We start from the raw sequence: 16331 nt of genomic DNA, 5'->3' as shown, positions 1-16331 counted from the left end.
GGGAAAGCGATGAGTGACCTCTCCGACACAGCGAAAACAGCGCTTCTTTCGTCGGGATGGAAGCCTGGTCGACGAGTCGATATCTCACACTGGCGGGTCCAGCTAAAAGATGCCGGAATCACTATGCACAAAGCTGCCGAGAATTTCTTGGCTGAGTTCGGCGGCTTGAGATTCGCGCATGGGGGCACCGGTATCTCGTCCGCGCGGGAGTCATTCGAGATAGATCCCTCACTATGTGACGGAGAAGAGGGAAGATTTGTTGGATGGGGCAAGTTGATCGGAGTGTCATTGGTCCCGATCGGCGAGCTCGATGGCGGGAGGTGTTTCCTGGGGATGGACGAGTCAGGGATCATCTATTTGGTGGCCGACTGGCTGGGACACATCGGAAGTGGTCTCGCCGGCTTGGACGGTCTTATTGTCGGTGTCGATTCGGAAACGCTTTACGATCATTATCCGATCCGATGATAATCGAGAATCAGGACTCAGGCGGTCGAATTTGGTGACGATGAATTGAAGAATGTGGCCGAACGCGTCAGTGTGTTCGGTCACATTCCTGCTCGGCGATGAGCGGATCTTTCCTCTGCGAAGAGCTGCGAATACACTCCAACGCTGAGGGCCGGACACGGCAGTCGTGTCCGGCCCTCAGTCTGTTCCGAAAGCGATCAGCGCTTCGGCTGGCGCCTCAAGCCCAACTGCCGCCACGAACGACGACGCCCGTTGGCAGAAGGGACCGTGCTGTCCACCGCAGTAGGAGCAGCACCGTCACGCCGGGGCCGGCGCACTGCACGCATGGCCGCACCGGCGACACGACCGCGCAAAGGCTGACGCAGCCCAAGCCGACGAGCGGCGACGCCGTGTGCCCGCTTGATCGCACGACGGTCAGCCCCGGTGACGGTCCACGCCTCCGGGTGCTTCGACAGCCACAGGTACCGGCGCACCGAGTAAGGCAGGTGCGCGAGGTACACGACCATCGCGATGATCAGCGCCACCAGCGGGTACGTGATGATGGCGGCGGCCAGCAGGCCGACGGCGACCAGCAGCGGTGCCACCGCGCGCGGCGGCACCTTCACGGTCTTCACGGACAGCGTGGGGATGCGCGACACCAGCAGCATCGCGACCAGGACGGTCCAGGCGCTCACGACGTACGTGTTGTTCCACCAGCCGTCGGCCCGCACCTGCTCCTCGACGATCAGGGGCAGCAGCAGCAACAGCCCGCCCGCCGGAGCGGGGACGCCGACGAAGAACTCCTTCGCGAACGGCGGCTGTTCCTTCTCCAGCAACGTGTTGAAGCGGGCCAGGCGGACCACCATGCAGACCGCGAAGATCAGTGCGATGACCCAGCCGGCGCGGTTGCCCTCGAACTTCCACAGGTAGATCGCGAGGGCGGGCGCGACGCCGAACGAGATGGCGTCGGCCAGCGAGTCCAGCTCCGCGCCCATCTTCGACGTCGCGTCCAGCAGGCGGGCGATGCGGCCGTCGAGGCCGTCGAACACGGCCGCCGCCGCGATCGACGCGATGGCCGCGCCCCACATGCCCACGTTCGCGAAGTGCACGGCGGACAGGCCGGAGCACATGGCGAGGACCGTGATCGCGTTCGGCAGCAGGCGAACGCCGGGCCCGCTGGGAGCCATCAGGCCTCCGGGAGTTCGGCGAGAACGGTCTCGCCGCCGATCGTGCGCTGGCCGGCCTCGACCAGGACACGGCTGCCGCGCGGGACGTAGAGGTCCACGCGCGAACCGAAGCGGATGAGGCCGTACGTTTGGCCGGCGGTGACCTTCTCGCCCTCGGCGACCTCGCACACGATGCGGCGGGCGACCAGGCCGGCGATCTGTACGACGACGAGGTCGTGGCCGTCGGCCGTGCGCAGCCACACGGTGTTGCGCTCGTTCTCCTCGGAGGCCTTGTCGAGGTCGGCCGAGAGGAACTTGCCGGGGTGGTACGAGACCTGGACGACCTCGCCGTCCGCGGGCACGCGCTGGACGTGCACGTCGAAGACCGAGAGGAACACGCTGACGCGCGTCATCGGCTGCGAGCCCAGGCCGAGCTCGGCCGGCGGGACGGCGTCGACCACGTGCGAGACGGTGCCGTCGGCCGGGGCCACGGCGAGGTTCGGACGGGTCGGCGTCACGCGCTTCGGCTCGCGGAAGAACCACGCCACCCACGCCGTGACCAGGGCGAGGACGACGCCCAGGCGCTTGAAGCGCAGCCGGACGAGGAGGGTCGCGATCGCCGCACCGGCGACGAACGGGCGCCCTGCCGGGTGCATCGGCGGCACCATGCCGCGCGCGAGTTCGAGGAAGTGGGAGACGGGCTTCTCGCTGCTCATCGTGTCTGTGGGTTCCGTAGCTTCCGTGGATTGTCGGGCGGCATCACGCTACGGCAACACGCCAAACCGCCCATGGGGACTGCCCGGAAGGACAAGTGGCCGGTAAGCCCGTGCATCCCCCGACGAATGCACGGGCCGACCGGCACCTGCAACCAGTGTAATCCCCGTCACATGGCGTGAACAACGCCGCTTGGTGAGCGTTCCGTCACACTCCGTCCACTCCGAGGGACCGCAGCCGAGACCGCACCTCGGCGACACGGCCGGGGTCGCGCACGGCGGGCTCGACGAGGTCGTCCGGGTAGACCGCAGCTCCGTCCGGCATGCGCACGACGAAGAGCCCTCCCCAGTTGAGTTCCAGCGTCGCACGTCCCGCGGTCACGAGCTGGTCGGCCACCATGCACCCGAGCAGTTCCGTCACGGCCTGGGCAGCGGCCTCGTGCACCTGCTCCTGCCGCAGCGATCCGTCGACCGGACGCCCGGTGAGGTCGTGCAACCTGCCCCGTTCCAACGCCGTCAGGACGTCGGCGGCGGTGTCGCCGATCCGGCTCACGCGGCCCGCGTGCCGGAGCTTGTCGGCGTTCCAGCGCAGCAGGGCGGGTCCCGCCAGCGCCGGCAGCTCCTCCCACGTCACCGGCGGTCCGGACACCCCGGCCAGCTCCGCGACCTGCTCCGGCGGTGCGCCGTGCAGCAGCGCGTGGGCGGGGCGCTCGTCGACCGCGTCCACCACGACCCCCGAGGACGGCCGGAACGACCTCATCGAGGCCACCCGCTCGCGGACCGGGGGATGGCTGTCGAACACCGAGGTCGGCTCCTGCTCCGCGAGCACCGGTTCCAGCTCGCGCAGCCGGTGCACGCGCCGCGGGTGGTCGAGGTAGGAGCGGAAGCCCTCGACCAGCGGCGGAGTGCGGCCCACGTGGGTGGCGAGCGAGACGTACCACCTCAGGTAGTCGTTCCACGCCTCGGTGACCGGGCCGATCCGCAGCATCGCCCGCGCCGCGGCCTCCCGCCCGGCGGCGGCGACCGCGACCTCGTCGGCGAACTGCTCGTGCTTGCGGCTCTCCCCGGCGGCGACCAGGGCGTACAGGCGGGCCCACGCGTAGAGCACGCCGAGGGTGTCGAACCGCTCCGTCGTGAGCCTGAGGGTGAGCATCGCGCGGTACGTGAGCGCGGAGACCTTGGTGTGCCCGCCGCCGTAGTGACCGAGCTCGTGCGCGAGCACCGACCTGAGCTCGCCGATGCTCATCCCCGCCACGAACGGCAGGCCGAGCTCCATGTACCGGGTCCCGTTGCGCTCCCACACGCTCGCGTTCGCGTCGCCGACCAGCCGGATGTCGTCCGGCCCTCGGGTGCCGGCGATCCTCGCCAGCTCGTCGACGTGGTGCCAGAGCTCGGGATGCGCGGCCCTGGTCAGCGCGACGCCGGTGGGACGCGGGCTCACCCACACCGCGATCGCCATCGCCACGAGCGGCGGGCCGCCCAGGACGACCGCCAGCCCCGCGAGCATGAGCCCGCCCGCGACGTCCTCGCGCTGGAACAGCGTGAGCGCCAGCCCTCCCAGGCCCGCGAACAGCGTCACCGCGAGGACGAAGAACCCGCCGAGCAACGCCAGTGCCAGTCCTGCTCTCATCTGCTGCTTTCCCCAGGTCTTCCGCGACTACCGCAGGTATCTCACGGTGACCTCGGATCCCGCGGCCAGTTCGGTGACGTCCTCGGGAACCTCGATCAGGCAGTTCGACAGCGCGAGCGCCGAGAGCAGGTGCGAGCCGGGCCCCCCGACCGGCGTCACGACCTGGCCGGACGACGGGTCGTGCAGGCCGCGCCGGAACTGCGTCTTGCCCGCGGGGGACGTCAGCGACGTCGTGATCCTCGCCCGCGCGGTGGGGCGTTCCGGCTGCGGGTGGCCCATCGACGCGAGCAGCGCCGGCCGCACGAACACCTCGAACGACACCTGCGCGCTCACCGGGTTGCCCGGCAGCGACAGCACCGGCAGGCCCTCGTACCGGCCCGAGCCCTGCGGCCCGCCCGGCTGCATCGCGACCTTCGTGAACCGCACGTCGTGGTCCGCCAGGGCGTCCTTGACCACCTCGTACGCGCCCGCGCTGACCCCGCCGGACGTCACGACCACGTCCACCGAACCGAGGTGGGGCGCCAGCGCGCGGTGGAACGCCTCCACGTCGTCCGGCACGAACCTCAGCCGCACCGCCTCCGCGCCCGCGTCCCGGATGGCGGAGGCGAGCATCATGCCGTTCGACTCGTAGATCTGCCCCGGCTCCAGGGGCCGGCCGGGTTCGACCAGCTCGGAGCCCGTCGACAGGACCAGCACGCGCGGGCGGCGGCGGACCGGCAGCACGGGCAGCCCGAGCGCCGAGGCGAGGCCGACCGTGGACGGGCGCAGGACGGTGCCCGCGGTCAGCACCGGGTCGCCCTCCCGCACGTCGTCGCCGGCGGTCCGGATGTTCTGGCCGGGCAGGACGGCCTTCTCGATCGTCACGGTCCCCGTGCCGCCGTCGGTCCACTCGACCTGGACCACCGCGTCCGCGCCGGGCGGCACCGGGGCGCCGGTCATGATCCGGTGCACCGTGCCGGGCTCCAGCGCGGTGAGCCGGGTGCGGCCCGCGGGGATGTCGTCGGCGACCGGCAGCCGGACGGGCAGGTCGCCCTCCAGGTCGGCGGCGCGCACGGCGTACCCGTCCATCGCGGAGTTGTCGAACGGCGGCAGGGCCACGGGAGCGACGACGTCGGCGGCGAGCACGAGCCCGAGGCACTCGTCGAGCGGGAGCCGCAGCACCGGCATCAGGCCGACGAGCTCCATGACGCGCCGGCGGTGTTCGGCGACAGAGGTGGGGGACACGACTGCATACTGCCAACGTCGCGGTGATCGTGACGATCGCATTCCCCACATTTCCCCGGAGGTGTTGTTCGTGCAGGTCCGGACCAGGCACACACCGACGTTCGGCGTGGCGAGGCTTGTGCTCGCGCCCGGCGAGATGGTGCTGGTCGACCCCCTGACCATCGCGGCCACGAGCTACGGGCTCGCCGTCGAGGTGAAGGGCGTGGGAGCCCAGGCGGTCGCGTTGTGCACGGCGGGGGCGGAGGGCGGCTGGCTCGACGCCGCGCCCGTGCTGCCCGGTGACCTGCAGCAGGTCGAGCTCGACGGGACGCACGGCTGGTGCCTCGCCCGGCACAGCTGGATCGCGTCGAGCAGCACCGTGGCGATGAACCCCGAGGCGCCGCCGATGCAGGCTCTCTTCGGAAGCGCGGAGGGGTTCCTGAACTACGCGCAGGGCCGTGGTGACGTGCTGCTCGCGTGCTGCGGCGCACTCGACCTCGTGACGCTGGAAGCCGGTGAAGCGGTGACCATCAGCAGCGACCACGTCGTGGCGTTCGCGGACACCGTGCAATGCCGTCTCCGCCCGTCGGTGCCCGATGGCGTGCAATCCATTCAGACGGGTGAGGGCCTGGTGTTCGACTTCGCCGGCCCCGGTGCCGTGCTGACGCAGACGCGCGGGCCCCGGCGGCTCACCACCTGGTTGCGCGGCAACGGAGTCAGCCGGAGTTCATGACTCCGTAAGGAGGTATCCGCGTGAGATTTCTTCTTTTAGCGTTGCTCTCTGCGCTTTGCGTGAGATGCGTCATCTGAAGGAGGACGTCTTGGCTCTCGGTACCGTCAAGTGGTTCAACTCCGAAAAGGGATACGGCTTCATCGCAACCGATGGCGGGCCCGACGTGTTCGTGCACTACTCGGCGATCCAGATGGAAGGCTTCCGGACCCTCTCAGAAGGCGACCGGGTGGAGTTCGAGGTGCAAGCCGGGAGGGACGGGCGCAGCCAGGCGTCGGACGTGCGCCGCGCCGGTTAGAGATCACTCCGATCACGGCTTCGACCAACCCCGGGCAAGCCGGTCCGGCCGGACGTTAGGCTGCCTGGCGTGTCGGAGGACCTGAGCGGGCGGCGGATCGCGCACTACCGGATCGACGGAGTGCTCGGCCGCGGTGGCATGAGCGTGACGTACCGGGCCACGGACGTGAGGCTGGGCAGGAAGGTCGCGCTCAAGGTCATCGGTGAGCACCTCGCGCCCGACGCGGAGTTCCGCGAGCGGTTCGTCGACGAGGCGCGCAACACCTCCGCCATCGACCACGCGAACATCGTGCCGCTGTACGACTTCGACGAGGTCGACGGCCTGCTCTACATCGCCATGCGGCTCGTGGACGGCCAGGACCTGGCCGGTCACATCAAGGAGGGGCCGCTCACCCCCGCGCGCACGCTCACGCTGCTCGGCCAGGTGGCCGAAGCGCTCGACATGCTGCACGGCAAGGGCCTCGTGCACCTCGACGTGAAGCCGGCGAACGTGCTGGTGACGCAGAAGGAGGGCGTGCGCGAGCACGTCTACGTCGCCGACTTCGGCCTGACCCGCCGCGGCGCCACCGGGCACCGCACCCGGACGGGTGATTTCCTCGGCTCGCCGACCTACGCGGCGCCGGAGCACCTGCGCGGCGAGCCCGTCGACGGCCGCACCGACCAGTACGCCCTCGCCTGCATGCTCTTCGCCTGCCTGTCCGGGCGCCCGCCGTTCCAGGGCGGCGTGCAGGAGGTCATCGCGGGCCACCTCGGCCAGAACGTCCCGGCGCTGTCGCAGCTCGTGGCGCTGCCGCCGGCCATCGACGAGGTGATCCGCAAGGGCACCGCGAAGGACCCGGCGCAGCGGTTTGCGAGCTGCGCCGAGCTGATCGCCGCGGCACGCGTCGCCCTCGCCGGGGTCGCGCAGGGCTCGGCTCCCGCTCAGATCGGGCCCGCGTCCGGCTCGGTCCCCGTGCAGTCGCCGGTGTCGGGCCCGGTGCCCGCGCACTTCCAGGGCGGCTACCAGCAGCAGCTCGCCGATCCCGTCCGGCTGCGCCCGCCGAACCAGGTGGGCGTGAGCGCGTTCACGTCGACCGGCAAGAAGGAGCGTCCGGCGTGGTTCGCGCCGGTCGTCGCCGCCGCCGTGGCCATCGTGCTGATCATCATCGTGGTCATCGTCCTGTCGCCCGGCGACGAGCCCGCACGTCAGCCCAAGACCAACTCGTCGCCGACGCTCAACATCGGCGACGAGGGCTCGACCTCGCGCAAGCCGCTGCCCACCTCCGTGCCGGTGCGCACGTCACGCTGAGAGTCACCTGAGGCCGCTTGCACTCGACCCGCCCGAGTGCTAAACACGACTTGGCACTCGGCTGAGTCGAGTGCCAAAGAAGTGAGGCTGGGACTGGTGAGGCCCTCCGGGGTCGTCCGTCGCGGGCACCAACCTGGTCACTCGCACCGTGTTCCGCTGCGGGCTTTGCCGGCTCGCAGTGGCCCAGAAACCACAAAGGCGGAGGAACACACCGCAATGGCCAAGATGATTGCGTTCGACGAGGACGCCCGCCGCGGTCTCGAGCGGGGTATGAACACCCTCGCTGACGCCGTCAAGGTGACGCTCGGCCCGAAGGGCCGCAACGTCGTGCTCGAGAAGAAGTGGGGTGCGCCGACGATCACGAACGACGGCGTCTCCATCGCGAAGGAGATCGAGCTCGAGGACCCGTGGGAGAAGATCGGGGCCGAGCTCGTCAAGGAAGTCGCGAAGAAGACCGACGACGTTGCCGGTGACGGCACCACCACCGCGACCGTTCTCGCCCAGGCGCTGGTCCGCGAGGGCCTGCGCAACGTGGCGGCCGGCGCCAACCCGCTGGGTCTCAAGCGCGGCATCGAGCAGGCCGTCGAGGCCGTCGCCGAGCAGCTGCTGAAGGCCGCCAAGGAGATCGAGACGAAGGAGCAGATCGCTGCTACCGCGTCCATCTCCGCCGCTGACCCCACGATCGGCGAGCTCATCGCCGAGGCGATGGACAAGGTCGGCAAGGAAGGCGTCATCACCGTCGAGGAGAGCAACACCCTCGGTCTCGAGCTCGAGCTCACCGAAGGCATGCGCTTCGACAAGGGCTACATCTCCGGTTACTTCGTGACCGACCCCGAGCGCCAGGAAGCGGTCCTCGAGGACCCGTACATCCTGCTGTTCGGCTCCAAGATCTCCACGGTCAAGGACCTGCTCCCGCTGCTGGAGAAGGTCATGCAGGGCGGCAAGCCGCTGCTGATCATCTCCGAGGACGTCGAGGGCGAGGCCCTGGCCACGCTGGTCGTCAACAAGATCCGCGGCACCTTCAAGTCCGTCGCCGTCAAGGCCCCGGGCTTCGGTGACCGCCGCAAGGCCATCCTCCAGGACATCGCCACCCTCACCGGTGGCCAGGTCATCACCGAGGACGTCGGCCTGAAGCTGGAGAACGCCGACATCTCGCTGCTGGGCAAGGCCCGCAAGGTCGTCGTCACCAAGGACGAGACGACCATCGTCGAGGGCTCGGGCGACGCCGACCAGATCCAGGGTCGCGTCAACCAGATCCGCGCCGAGATCGAGAAGTCGGACTCCGACTACGACCGCGAGAAGCTCCAGGAGCGCCTCGCCAAGCTCGCCGGCGGCGTCGCCGTCATCAAGGCGGGCGCGGCCACCGAGGTCGAGCTCAAGGAGCGCAAGCACCGCATCGAGGACGCGGTGCGCAACGCCAAGGCCGCCGTCGAGGAGGGCATCGTCGCCGGTGGTGGCGTCGCGCTGCTCCAGGCCGCCGAGGCCGCCTTCGCGGGCCTGAAGCTCACGGGCGACGAGGCCACCGGTGCCAACATCGTCAAGGTCGCCGTCGAGGCTCCCCTCAAGCAGATCGCGATCAACGCCGGTCTCGAGGGTGGCGTCGTGGTCGAGCGCGTCAAGTCCCTCCCCGCGGGCGAGGGCCTGGACGCCGCGACCGGCGAGTACAAGGACCTGGTCGCCGCGGGCATCATCGACCCGGCCAAGGTCACCCGTTCCGCGCTGCAGAACGCCGCGTCCATCGCCGCCCTGTTCCTGACGACGGAAGCCGTCGTCGCGGACAAGCCGGAGAAGAACGCCGCGCCGGCCGCGCCGGACGCCGGCGGCATGGACTTCTGAGTCCTACCGCTCCGCTCCACCTCCGGGAGGCCCGGTTCGCTTCGGCGAGCCGGGCCTTTCGGCATGCCGGGGCTTTGGGTGAGCGAATGCGATGCTGTGGTCAGGGGTGCGCATGGCGTCGTTCGAAGAGGTGTCAGCCGAGCTGAGCCGGGTGGTCGCCAAGTCCGAAGAGGTGGCAGCGGCCCTGGAACAGGCCGGGCAGCTCGCTGACGAGGCCGTGCAGCTGTTGACGGCTGTCATGCGGGGAGCGGGTCAGCTCGAGGACGAGTTCGGCCGAGCGGTGCAGCAGTGGTCAGAAGCCGCCACGAGAGCCGCAGAGTTGTCCCAGGCCGTCACAGCGGTCCGGCAATGCGTCGAGAGTTACCGCAGGACTCTCGAAGTCGACCGGGCTTCGTCGAACGCGACAGGTCCCACGGCATCGGCTGGGCCGCCTTCGAGCCTCCCGCCGACAACGTGGATCGAGCGCCAGCGAGCTCAACTCCCGACCTACGTCACCAGCGGCTTCCATTGCGACGAGGAGGGGCACGGCGATCTCGTCCAGAGCGGAGCCGAGCCCAATGGTGAAGACAGAGCCATCGCCCAGCACCTGGTCGCCATCGGCCGAGTGCGCCCGCGGACGTTCCCGACCGCGGCCCAGCACGTGGAGATCAAAGTGGGGTGGCGCATGCGCATATCTGGTGTCCGGCGCGCCGAGGTGGTGGTGAACAACCGGCTCTGCGAGGGGCCGCTGTCCTGCTTCGAGCTGCTGCCTTTGTTGCTCCTGCCAGGGCAAACGCTGGTCGTGCACGATCCGGTAAGGTCCCACACGTTCCAGGGGAAAGGCACCCGGTGAGCTACACACTTGATGTCTGGTACTACCGAGACGACGACATCGCCAGGCATGCGAACGTTCCCGTGGCAGTCACCTCCAGCTCCGAGTTGCAGGAGCTGCTGGAGTACCTGCTGACGCACGAGCAACCGCATCCGCCGCAGATCGTCGCCCGTGAGCGTCCAAGGATCGGTCCGTACGACGAGCCGGACACCCTGATCAAAGTCGCCGTGGCGATTCCCGAGCGGCAGGGCGCACTGCTGTTCCTCAGCCCGCAGTCCTGGGATCCGCCGGCAGACGGGGACGACTCGACCGGCGTGTACGCCACTCGTGGGGACCAGCCAACGTTGGACTCGCCGACGTTGTACGTCGACACCGACACGAAGACGCCGTTTCCGCCGGATTCGGCACTGCCGATCGCCCGAATCCTCGCGGCACTGGAGGAGTTCCGTCAAACCGGAGAACGTCCGACCTGTGTGGACTGGCAGGAGTCGGACGTTTCCTGAGTGGCGAGCCAGCCATCACGACAACGGCAATGGCGAAGCCAAGACGTGTGAACCAAGACGTGCCGGGCAACTGGTCACGAGGTGACCACAGCCCCAAGCGCAATCGTCGCGAAGCGGCGATGAATCGACCCAGGCTCGGCACAGCCTCCAATCCACCTGCGCAACGCGACCGAAAGCACGGCAGGCGACCACCCCGCTGGAACATGAACTGGCCAACGCAAGCCGACCCGCCGCAATACCCCGGGACCCAATGAAGCCAAAACTCAAAGCATGATCGTGGGCGTGACAACGGTCCGCCCAGGCTCCCCGCGAGAATTCACCGAATGCACCAAAATCCGAGAAGGCGGCGTCGTGGTCGAGCTCGTCAAGTCCCTCCCCTCTGGCGAGGGTCTGGACGCCGCGACCGGCGAGTACAAGGCGCCACGGCTTCACCCCACAGCGTCCGGCCCGCCGCGCCTGCGAACAGCAGCCCGCCGCGGTGCGCACGTGGCTGGACGAGGACTGTCCGGCGATTGAGGCACCGGCGAAGGCCGAGGGCGCGGTGATCGCGTGGGTCGACCAGTGCGGGCTGCGCTCCGACACCGCAAGGCCGCTCGTGGGCCCCGAAGGGCCGTACGCCGATCGTGCGGGTGACCGGTAAGCAGCTGCGGATCAACGTCATGTCCGCGGTCGCCTCACGCGGCGCGTTGTGGTTCACCGTGTTCACCGAGCGGTTCACCGCGGCCGTGTTCACCGCGTTTCTCGACCGTGTGGCCCGTCAGGCGGGTCGGAAGGTGCACGTCGTCGCCGACCGGCATCCGGTGCGTCGAAGCAAGGCGGTCCGTGCCTGGCTGAAGACCAACGCCGACCGGGTCGAGTTGCACCTGAGGCCCGGCTACAGCCCCGAGCTCAACCCCGGCGAGCTGCGGGGCGCCGACCTGAAACACAACGTCAACGCATCCCGCGCCCACAACGCCGACCGACTCGCCCACGAGACCCGACGCTTGCTACGTCGCCGCCAACGCCAGCCGCACATCGTCCGCAGCTACTTTCAAGCTCCGCACGTCCGCTACGCCATCATGCAGGCAACCGAGCACCTTCGGCTCAATAGGTATTCATCCAGAATTTCAGCGAATATGTCGGGACTTTCACCCCGCCTGGGCAGCGGTCGACCGTGGAACCGCGGTTTCGAGCGATCGAACGGACGACACGGATCGCATCTGTGAAGGCAGGTCCTTCTGAACAGCTGATCATTGGTGTTTGATCGAGGTCGAGCAGGGAAGCCGCAGTAACGGTAGAATCCGCGTCGAAGTCACGACTGAGGGCGATCTCCCGCTCCACCGAATTCCGGACCTCGGGAACACGGCACCATGTAAAATTCATCAGAATTTTCTACCGCAGTCCTGTCGTGGACACAAATAACGTCCGCAGTCAGGCGCAGCTCGAATCATTTTCGGCCAGCATGAACACCCCGTTCCGCCACCTGGAACGAGCGCTTGCTGAATCGTTTTTCAGTCACCACACTGCTTGAGTGAAAGTCGTTGATTTCGCGTCGTGGAGGACCCTGCGGTGACAGTTGTGATCGAGAAGTACATGTCCATGTACCCCTTTTCGGTCAAAGAGGGGGTTGAAACAGCCGAAAGGATGCTCAGTCACCGCTACCCCCACGAAAAGTCGATCATCACCGGCGAGCTCCTCGCCCTGATCTTCATCTGCGGGAAGCCGGAGTTCAGGCTGAACGAGCTGGTGTTCGGGCCCGACAAGAAGATGGACCACGTCAACTCGTGGCTTCTTGAGAAACTGACCGAACTGAAGGGCCTCGGCTGCAACGACAGGCTGCTGGCCAGCGTGTACCAAAACTTCTGGGTCAGATCAGAAGGGAAGATGTTCAGGGAGGTTGAGTCCCTCGGCAAAACCAGGGACCTGGACGTCGCGGATTGGGTTCGGGCGCGAACCGGGTTCCCCGGACTCTTCTACACGATGTGCTTGGCCGTGATGGACATCGACGAACCCGAGCCGATTCTCGCTGCTACCTACGAGAAGATGGTGGTGTTCATCGACGACATCAATGACATCGCTTCGATGGTCAGGGACCGCCGAGACGGAGTGCTGAACTCGCTGGAACTCACAGAGAGCCCGCACTCCAGGACGCTGAGTGCCATCGCTGATATTTTCTGCGTAATCCAGAGGTTCAATCCCGACGTGGTCGAAAAGATTGCCCTCTTCATGATGGACTACATCTACCTGCACCTCGACAGCCCGCGATACAAGGACATGGGGCCATCGGACAGGAAGATCTGCGAGAGCTGGATTGCGCTGCTCGAGGGGTACTTGGCCAGCTACAAACTGACTCAGAAAGAACTCGCATAGCCTGACACGTGAGCGTCACGCCAGCCGATGACGACCTGGTGATCGCCTCAGCGTCCGTTTCCGAGCTTGATCGGGGTGTGGGCCTTTGGTGCGCAGACGAGGAACTCCTGGTAGATCGGACGTTGTCGAAGCGCCGTTCCACCAGGAGTTCCGTTGTCATCGTGCCCGATTCCCGCGGGCGGGTCCACCGCGGGAGCCCTCTGCTGTCGCCTGGTCGTCTCCCACCCGCCCACCGTGCGGACGGCCCGGTATCCCACCGATGTCACCGACGCCCAGTGGGCCGTGCTCGACCCGCTGCTACCTGATCCGGCGTGTCTGGCCGGTCGGGTGGGCGGTGGGAGAAGCACTGTCGCCGGGTGATCGTGGAAGCGATCCTCTACGTGGTCGACAACGGCATCAAGTGGCGGGCACTTCCGGCCGACTTTCCACCCTGGCCGGCGTCTACAAGCGTTTCGCCGCCTGGGAGAAGGTCGGCGTCACACAGCTGCCGCCGGACGCGTTGCGTGACCGGGTCCGGCTGGCGCAGGGGCGGGTGGCGGCGCCGTCGGCGGCAGTCATGGACTCGCAGTCGGTGTGCGCCGCGGAGACCGTGGGCCGGGCCACGCGGGGGTTGGGACGGCGGGAAGAAGGTCGCGGGCCGCAAGCGCCACATCGCCGTGGACACGATGGGTTTGTTGCTGGCGGTGCTGGTGACGCCGGCGTCGACGCAGGACCGGGTCGCCGCCCGCAGCCTGCTGCGGCGGATGCGCACCACCGCTGGCGGCCGGGTGGCGTTGGTGTGGGCCGACGGCGGCTACACCGCCTCTTCGTGTCCGAGGCTGGCCGCATCGAGTCCTACGAGCTGACCTGGCAAGCGTTGATGACCAGTGCGTTGTCGCCGCAGGAATCCGTCAAGCTGCTCGATACTGTTGCCAAGCAACTGTGTGACGGCAAGACGAGGAGGTACGGGCATGATCCCGGACCTGGGTACGGCGACCTGGCGCAAGTCGAGTCGCTCTGGCGGCAACGGAGGCCAGTGCGTCGAGCTGGCCCTAATCGGTGAGCACGGCGCCGCGCGTGACAGCAAGAATCCCGAAGGAGATGTGCTGATCTTCGGAGGGAACGCGTTGGCCTTCTTCCTCAACGCGACCAAGACCGGCCGTTTCTGACGGCCGGCCACACGACGGGCGGCAGCGGCTTCAGCTGCCGCCTTTCGCCGCATCGACCCATGAAATCCCCAGAACCCCAGAAAGCTCAAAGCATGATCGTGGGCGTGACAACGGTCCGCCCGGGCTCCCCGCGAGAATTCACCAAATGCACCAGGATCTGCGTGGTCCCGGCCGGGACGTCGGGCAGGACGAACCGCCCCCCGTCATCGGCCTGGGTGCAGGACGACTGGTGATCGGCGACCCTGACCTCGACCGTGTGCTCCCCGGCCGGCACCAGCCACCCGTCGATCCGGTGCCGCGACCCGGTGGACGTGAAGTTCACCATCAGCGTCAGGTTGTCCACGGTGAACGTGATCGTGCCGGTCTGCCCCCCGCGCACCCCGGCGAACGACCCGGCCCGCTCCCAGCGCGCCACCTCCACGTCGAGCGACTCGAGGGCGATCGCGAACTTCACGCGGTCCACCAGGTCGGCGGGTGGTGGGTCCAGTTCGTCGACGAGCCTGTTCAGTTCGGAGAGGACTGCGGTGTCCTCGGGGCCCCTGCGGTCGTCGCGCGGGTCGATCTCGTTCACCGCGATCCTCCTTCCGTCTCCAGGTAGTTGCGCAGCAGTGTCAGGCACCGTCCCCTGGTCGGACCGATGCTGCCGTGGGGCATGGCCAGCGCCTCGGCCACCGCTCGGTACTCCGCGCGGCCCGCGAGCACGGTGAGCCGGAGCAGTTCCTGGCACCTCGTGGTCAGGCGGCCGAACGCGAGCCACAGGCGGCGGTCGCGGTCGTCCATCAGCGTCACGTCCTCGGGCAGGCCGGTGTCGGACTCGAGCTGTTCGGCGTACTCGTCGGACAGGTGCGTCTCACGCTTGTTGGGTGTCCAGGTTCGGCGCGCTTCACGCCTCGTCGTGACCACCAGGTAGCCGACCAGGGCTTTTGGCTCGTTGATGTTCTCGATGTTCTTCAAGAACGCGAGCCACACGGTCTGCACGACGTCTTCGGCGGCGGACTTGTCGAGACCCTGACCTCGTGCGACGTGCCAGAGCAGCGGGGTCAGCTCGGTCACGAGGACGTCCAGTGCGTGGCGGTTGCCCTCGCGTGCGGCGGCCACGCAGACCGCATGACGTTCGGTGCCTTCAAGCCCGTCCCACGGCGGACGGTCATCCGCCGTGTGCAGCTCGTCCATGCAGCACCTCCGATCGGCCGCCCTGTCAGCGCCGTCCGCCAACTCATGAAGGGCTAACTGGGCGGTAGATACAAAGTTCACTCGAATGGAGCAGTACCACCGCCGCAACAGCCTCATCTTCCTCCGGGCATGCCAACGGCCCGTGATTCCCCCTCGCATCACGGGCCGCCGGTGTGGAAGCCGCGCCGGCCGGCACCCCTCGAACCGACCGACGCGGGCTCCGCGCCTGGATCACTCGCTCAACTCAGAAGAGCGGAACCCAGGCGAGCAGATACACGCCTCTGACGCGCGGAACGGCGAAAGCGCTCCCGATTCGCGAAAGCACATGCGATTCACCGTTATGGTCCAGACCATGCCGATTCTCGAAGTGATCGCACTGGACGCGCAGGACGCCGAGGCCGCCCAGGCCGGAGGCGCCGACCGGCTCGAACTGGTCGCCGACATGGCCTCCGACGGGCTCACGCCGTCCGTCGCCACGTTCCGGGAGGTGCGGCGCGCCGTCGACCTCCCCGTCCGCGTGATGCTGAGGGACGCCAGGGGGTTCTCGCCGGGTGACCTCAGGCAGCTGCGGCGGCGGGCGGCGGAGCTGCGCGAGGCCGGCGCGACGGAGTTCGTGCTCGGCTTCCTCGACGCCGAGGGGGAGGTCGACGAGGGCGTCACCCTCAACCTCGTCGCGGAGTTGGAGGGGTGTGCCTGGACGTTCCACCGCGCGCTCGACAACTCGAACGACGTCTTCCGCTCCTGGGAGGTCGTCCGGGGGCTCGGCTGCGACACCGTCCTCGCCGCGGGCAGTGCGAAAGGCGTGGAGGACGGGATCGAGAACCTGAAGAACCTCGTCGCGCAGGCACCTCCGGCGCTGCTCGTCGGCGGTGGTCTCCAGGCTCGGCACGTCCCGGAACTGCTGGTGGCGGGCGTGGACGGCTTCCACGTCGGCAGTGCGGTGCGTCCGCGCGGGTGGGATTCGCCCGTCGACAGCGCGTCCGTCCGGGAATGGGTCGACCGTCTGGTCTAGACCCTTGACCGCGTCCGTTCTACAGTCA

Annotated in this window: 18 protein-coding genes and 1 pseudogene; 13 read left to right on the top strand and 6 right to left on the bottom strand. The window is 68.1% G+C overall.

The features are described from left to right. Positions 1-9 precede the first annotated feature (9 nt). A complete protein-coding gene (locus tag V1227_RS25750; RefSeq protein WP_329788042.1) occupies positions 10-465 on the top strand; it encodes an SUKH-3 domain-containing protein in 456 nt (151 codons plus the stop codon). Positions 466-662: 197 nt separating this feature from the next. On the opposite strand, the gene pssA is transcribed toward V1227_RS25750, so the two are convergent. The 4 genes from pssA to moeA all read right to left on the bottom strand — a co-directional run bounded on the left by pssA (position 663) and on the right by moeA (position 5177). Beyond that, complete coding sequence (pssA, locus tag V1227_RS25745) at positions 663-1631, bottom strand: CDP-diacylglycerol--serine O-phosphatidyltransferase (RefSeq protein ID WP_442916363.1); 969 nt, start codon at positions 1629-1631, stop codon at positions 663-665. After that, a complete protein-coding gene (locus V1227_RS25740; RefSeq protein ID WP_329788041.1) occupies positions 1631-2326 on the bottom strand; it encodes a phosphatidylserine decarboxylase in 696 nt (231 codons plus the stop codon). The genes pssA and V1227_RS25740 overlap by 1 nt, the downstream gene beginning before the upstream one ends. Before the next feature lie 205 nt (positions 2327-2531). Next, on the bottom strand, positions 2532-3953 hold the full coding sequence (locus V1227_RS25735; RefSeq protein WP_329788040.1) for a M48 family metallopeptidase: 1422 nt from the start codon (positions 3951-3953) through the stop codon (positions 2532-2534). 27 nt (positions 3954-3980) lie between these two features. Then, a complete protein-coding gene (gene moeA / locus V1227_RS25730; RefSeq protein WP_442916362.1) occupies positions 3981-5177 on the bottom strand; it encodes a molybdopterin molybdotransferase MoeA in 1197 nt (398 codons plus the stop codon). A gap of 70 nt (positions 5178-5247) precedes the next feature. Between moeA and V1227_RS25725 the strand changes: the two genes are divergently transcribed. From V1227_RS25725 to V1227_RS25680, 11 genes and pseudogenes are all read left to right on the top strand, one after another. Beyond that, entirely contained in the window at positions 5248-5889 is a 642-nt protein-coding gene (locus V1227_RS25725) for an AIM24 family protein (RefSeq protein WP_329788038.1), read from the top strand. Between the two features lie 88 nt (positions 5890-5977). After that, on the top strand, positions 5978-6184 hold the full coding sequence (locus V1227_RS25720; protein ID WP_030470913.1) for a cold-shock protein: 207 nt from the start codon (positions 5978-5980) through the stop codon (positions 6182-6184). Positions 6185-6253: 69 nt separating this feature from the next. Continuing rightward, the gene (locus V1227_RS25715; RefSeq protein WP_329788037.1) at positions 6254-7471 is read left to right on the top strand and encodes a serine/threonine-protein kinase; all 1218 of its coding nucleotides are present in this window, start codon (positions 6254-6256) and stop codon (positions 7469-7471) included. Positions 7472-7687: 216 nt separating this feature from the next. Continuing rightward, complete coding sequence (gene groL, locus V1227_RS25710) at positions 7688-9307, top strand: chaperonin GroEL (protein ID WP_329788036.1); 1620 nt, start codon at positions 7688-7690, stop codon at positions 9305-9307. A 112-nt stretch (positions 9308-9419) separates the two neighbouring features. Continuing rightward, positions 9420-10139 carry a DddA-like double-stranded DNA deaminase toxin gene (locus V1227_RS25705; RefSeq protein ID WP_176959761.1) on the top strand — a complete coding sequence of 240 codons (720 nt, stop codon included), beginning with the start codon at positions 9420-9422 and terminating at the stop codon, positions 10137-10139. Next, on the top strand, positions 10136-10621 hold the full coding sequence (locus V1227_RS25700; protein WP_329788035.1) for an Imm1 family immunity protein: 486 nt from the start codon (positions 10136-10138) through the stop codon (positions 10619-10621). Before V1227_RS25705 ends, V1227_RS25700 begins: the two co-directional genes overlap by 4 nt. 379 nt (positions 10622-11000) lie before the next feature. Continuing rightward, positions 11001-11261 (top strand): winged helix-turn-helix domain-containing protein, encoded by a 261-nt coding sequence (locus V1227_RS40700; RefSeq protein ID WP_374237091.1) that lies wholly within the window; start codon positions 11001-11003, stop codon positions 11259-11261. After that, positions 11212-11826: pseudogene (locus V1227_RS25695) on the top strand (IS630 family transposase); the annotation flags it as partial. The gene V1227_RS40700 and the pseudogene V1227_RS25695, both read left to right, overlap by 50 nt. 328 nt (positions 11827-12154) lie before the next feature. Further along, the gene (locus V1227_RS25690) at positions 12155-12970 is read left to right on the top strand and encodes a hypothetical protein (RefSeq protein ID WP_090097445.1); all 816 of its coding nucleotides are present in this window, start codon (positions 12155-12157) and stop codon (positions 12968-12970) included. Between the two features lie 311 nt (positions 12971-13281). Then, entirely contained in the window at positions 13282-13815 is a 534-nt protein-coding gene (locus V1227_RS25685; RefSeq protein ID WP_090097444.1) for a transposase, read from the top strand. Between the two features lie 105 nt (positions 13816-13920). Next, positions 13921-14118, top strand: coding sequence for a DUF397 domain-containing protein (locus tag V1227_RS25680; RefSeq protein WP_329788034.1), 198 nt, complete (start codon positions 13921-13923; stop codon positions 14116-14118). Positions 14119-14203: 85 nt separating this feature from the next. Here V1227_RS25680 and V1227_RS25675 read toward each other — a convergent pair whose 3' ends face one another. After that, complete coding sequence (locus V1227_RS25675; RefSeq protein ID WP_374237089.1) at positions 14204-14680, bottom strand: carboxypeptidase regulatory-like domain-containing protein; 477 nt, start codon at positions 14678-14680, stop codon at positions 14204-14206. Between the two features lie 5 nt (positions 14681-14685). Further along, a complete protein-coding gene (locus tag V1227_RS25670) occupies positions 14686-15291 on the bottom strand; it encodes an RNA polymerase sigma factor (protein WP_090097441.1) in 606 nt (201 codons plus the stop codon). A gap of 340 nt (positions 15292-15631) precedes the next feature. Here V1227_RS25670 and V1227_RS25665 point away from each other — a divergent pair, with 340 nt between their 5' ends. Next, the gene (locus tag V1227_RS25665) at positions 15632-16303 is read left to right on the top strand and encodes a copper homeostasis protein CutC (protein ID WP_442916548.1); all 672 of its coding nucleotides are present in this window, start codon (positions 15632-15634) and stop codon (positions 16301-16303) included. Positions 16304-16331: the final 28 nt, after the last annotated feature.

The sequence above is a fragment of the Lentzea sp. DG1S-22 genome (genome assembly GCF_036321065.1).
Classification (GTDB): Bacteria; Actinomycetota; Actinomycetes; order Mycobacteriales; family Pseudonocardiaceae; genus Lentzea; species Lentzea jiangxiensis.
This window is presented reverse-complemented; position numbering and strand designations above follow the sequence as displayed.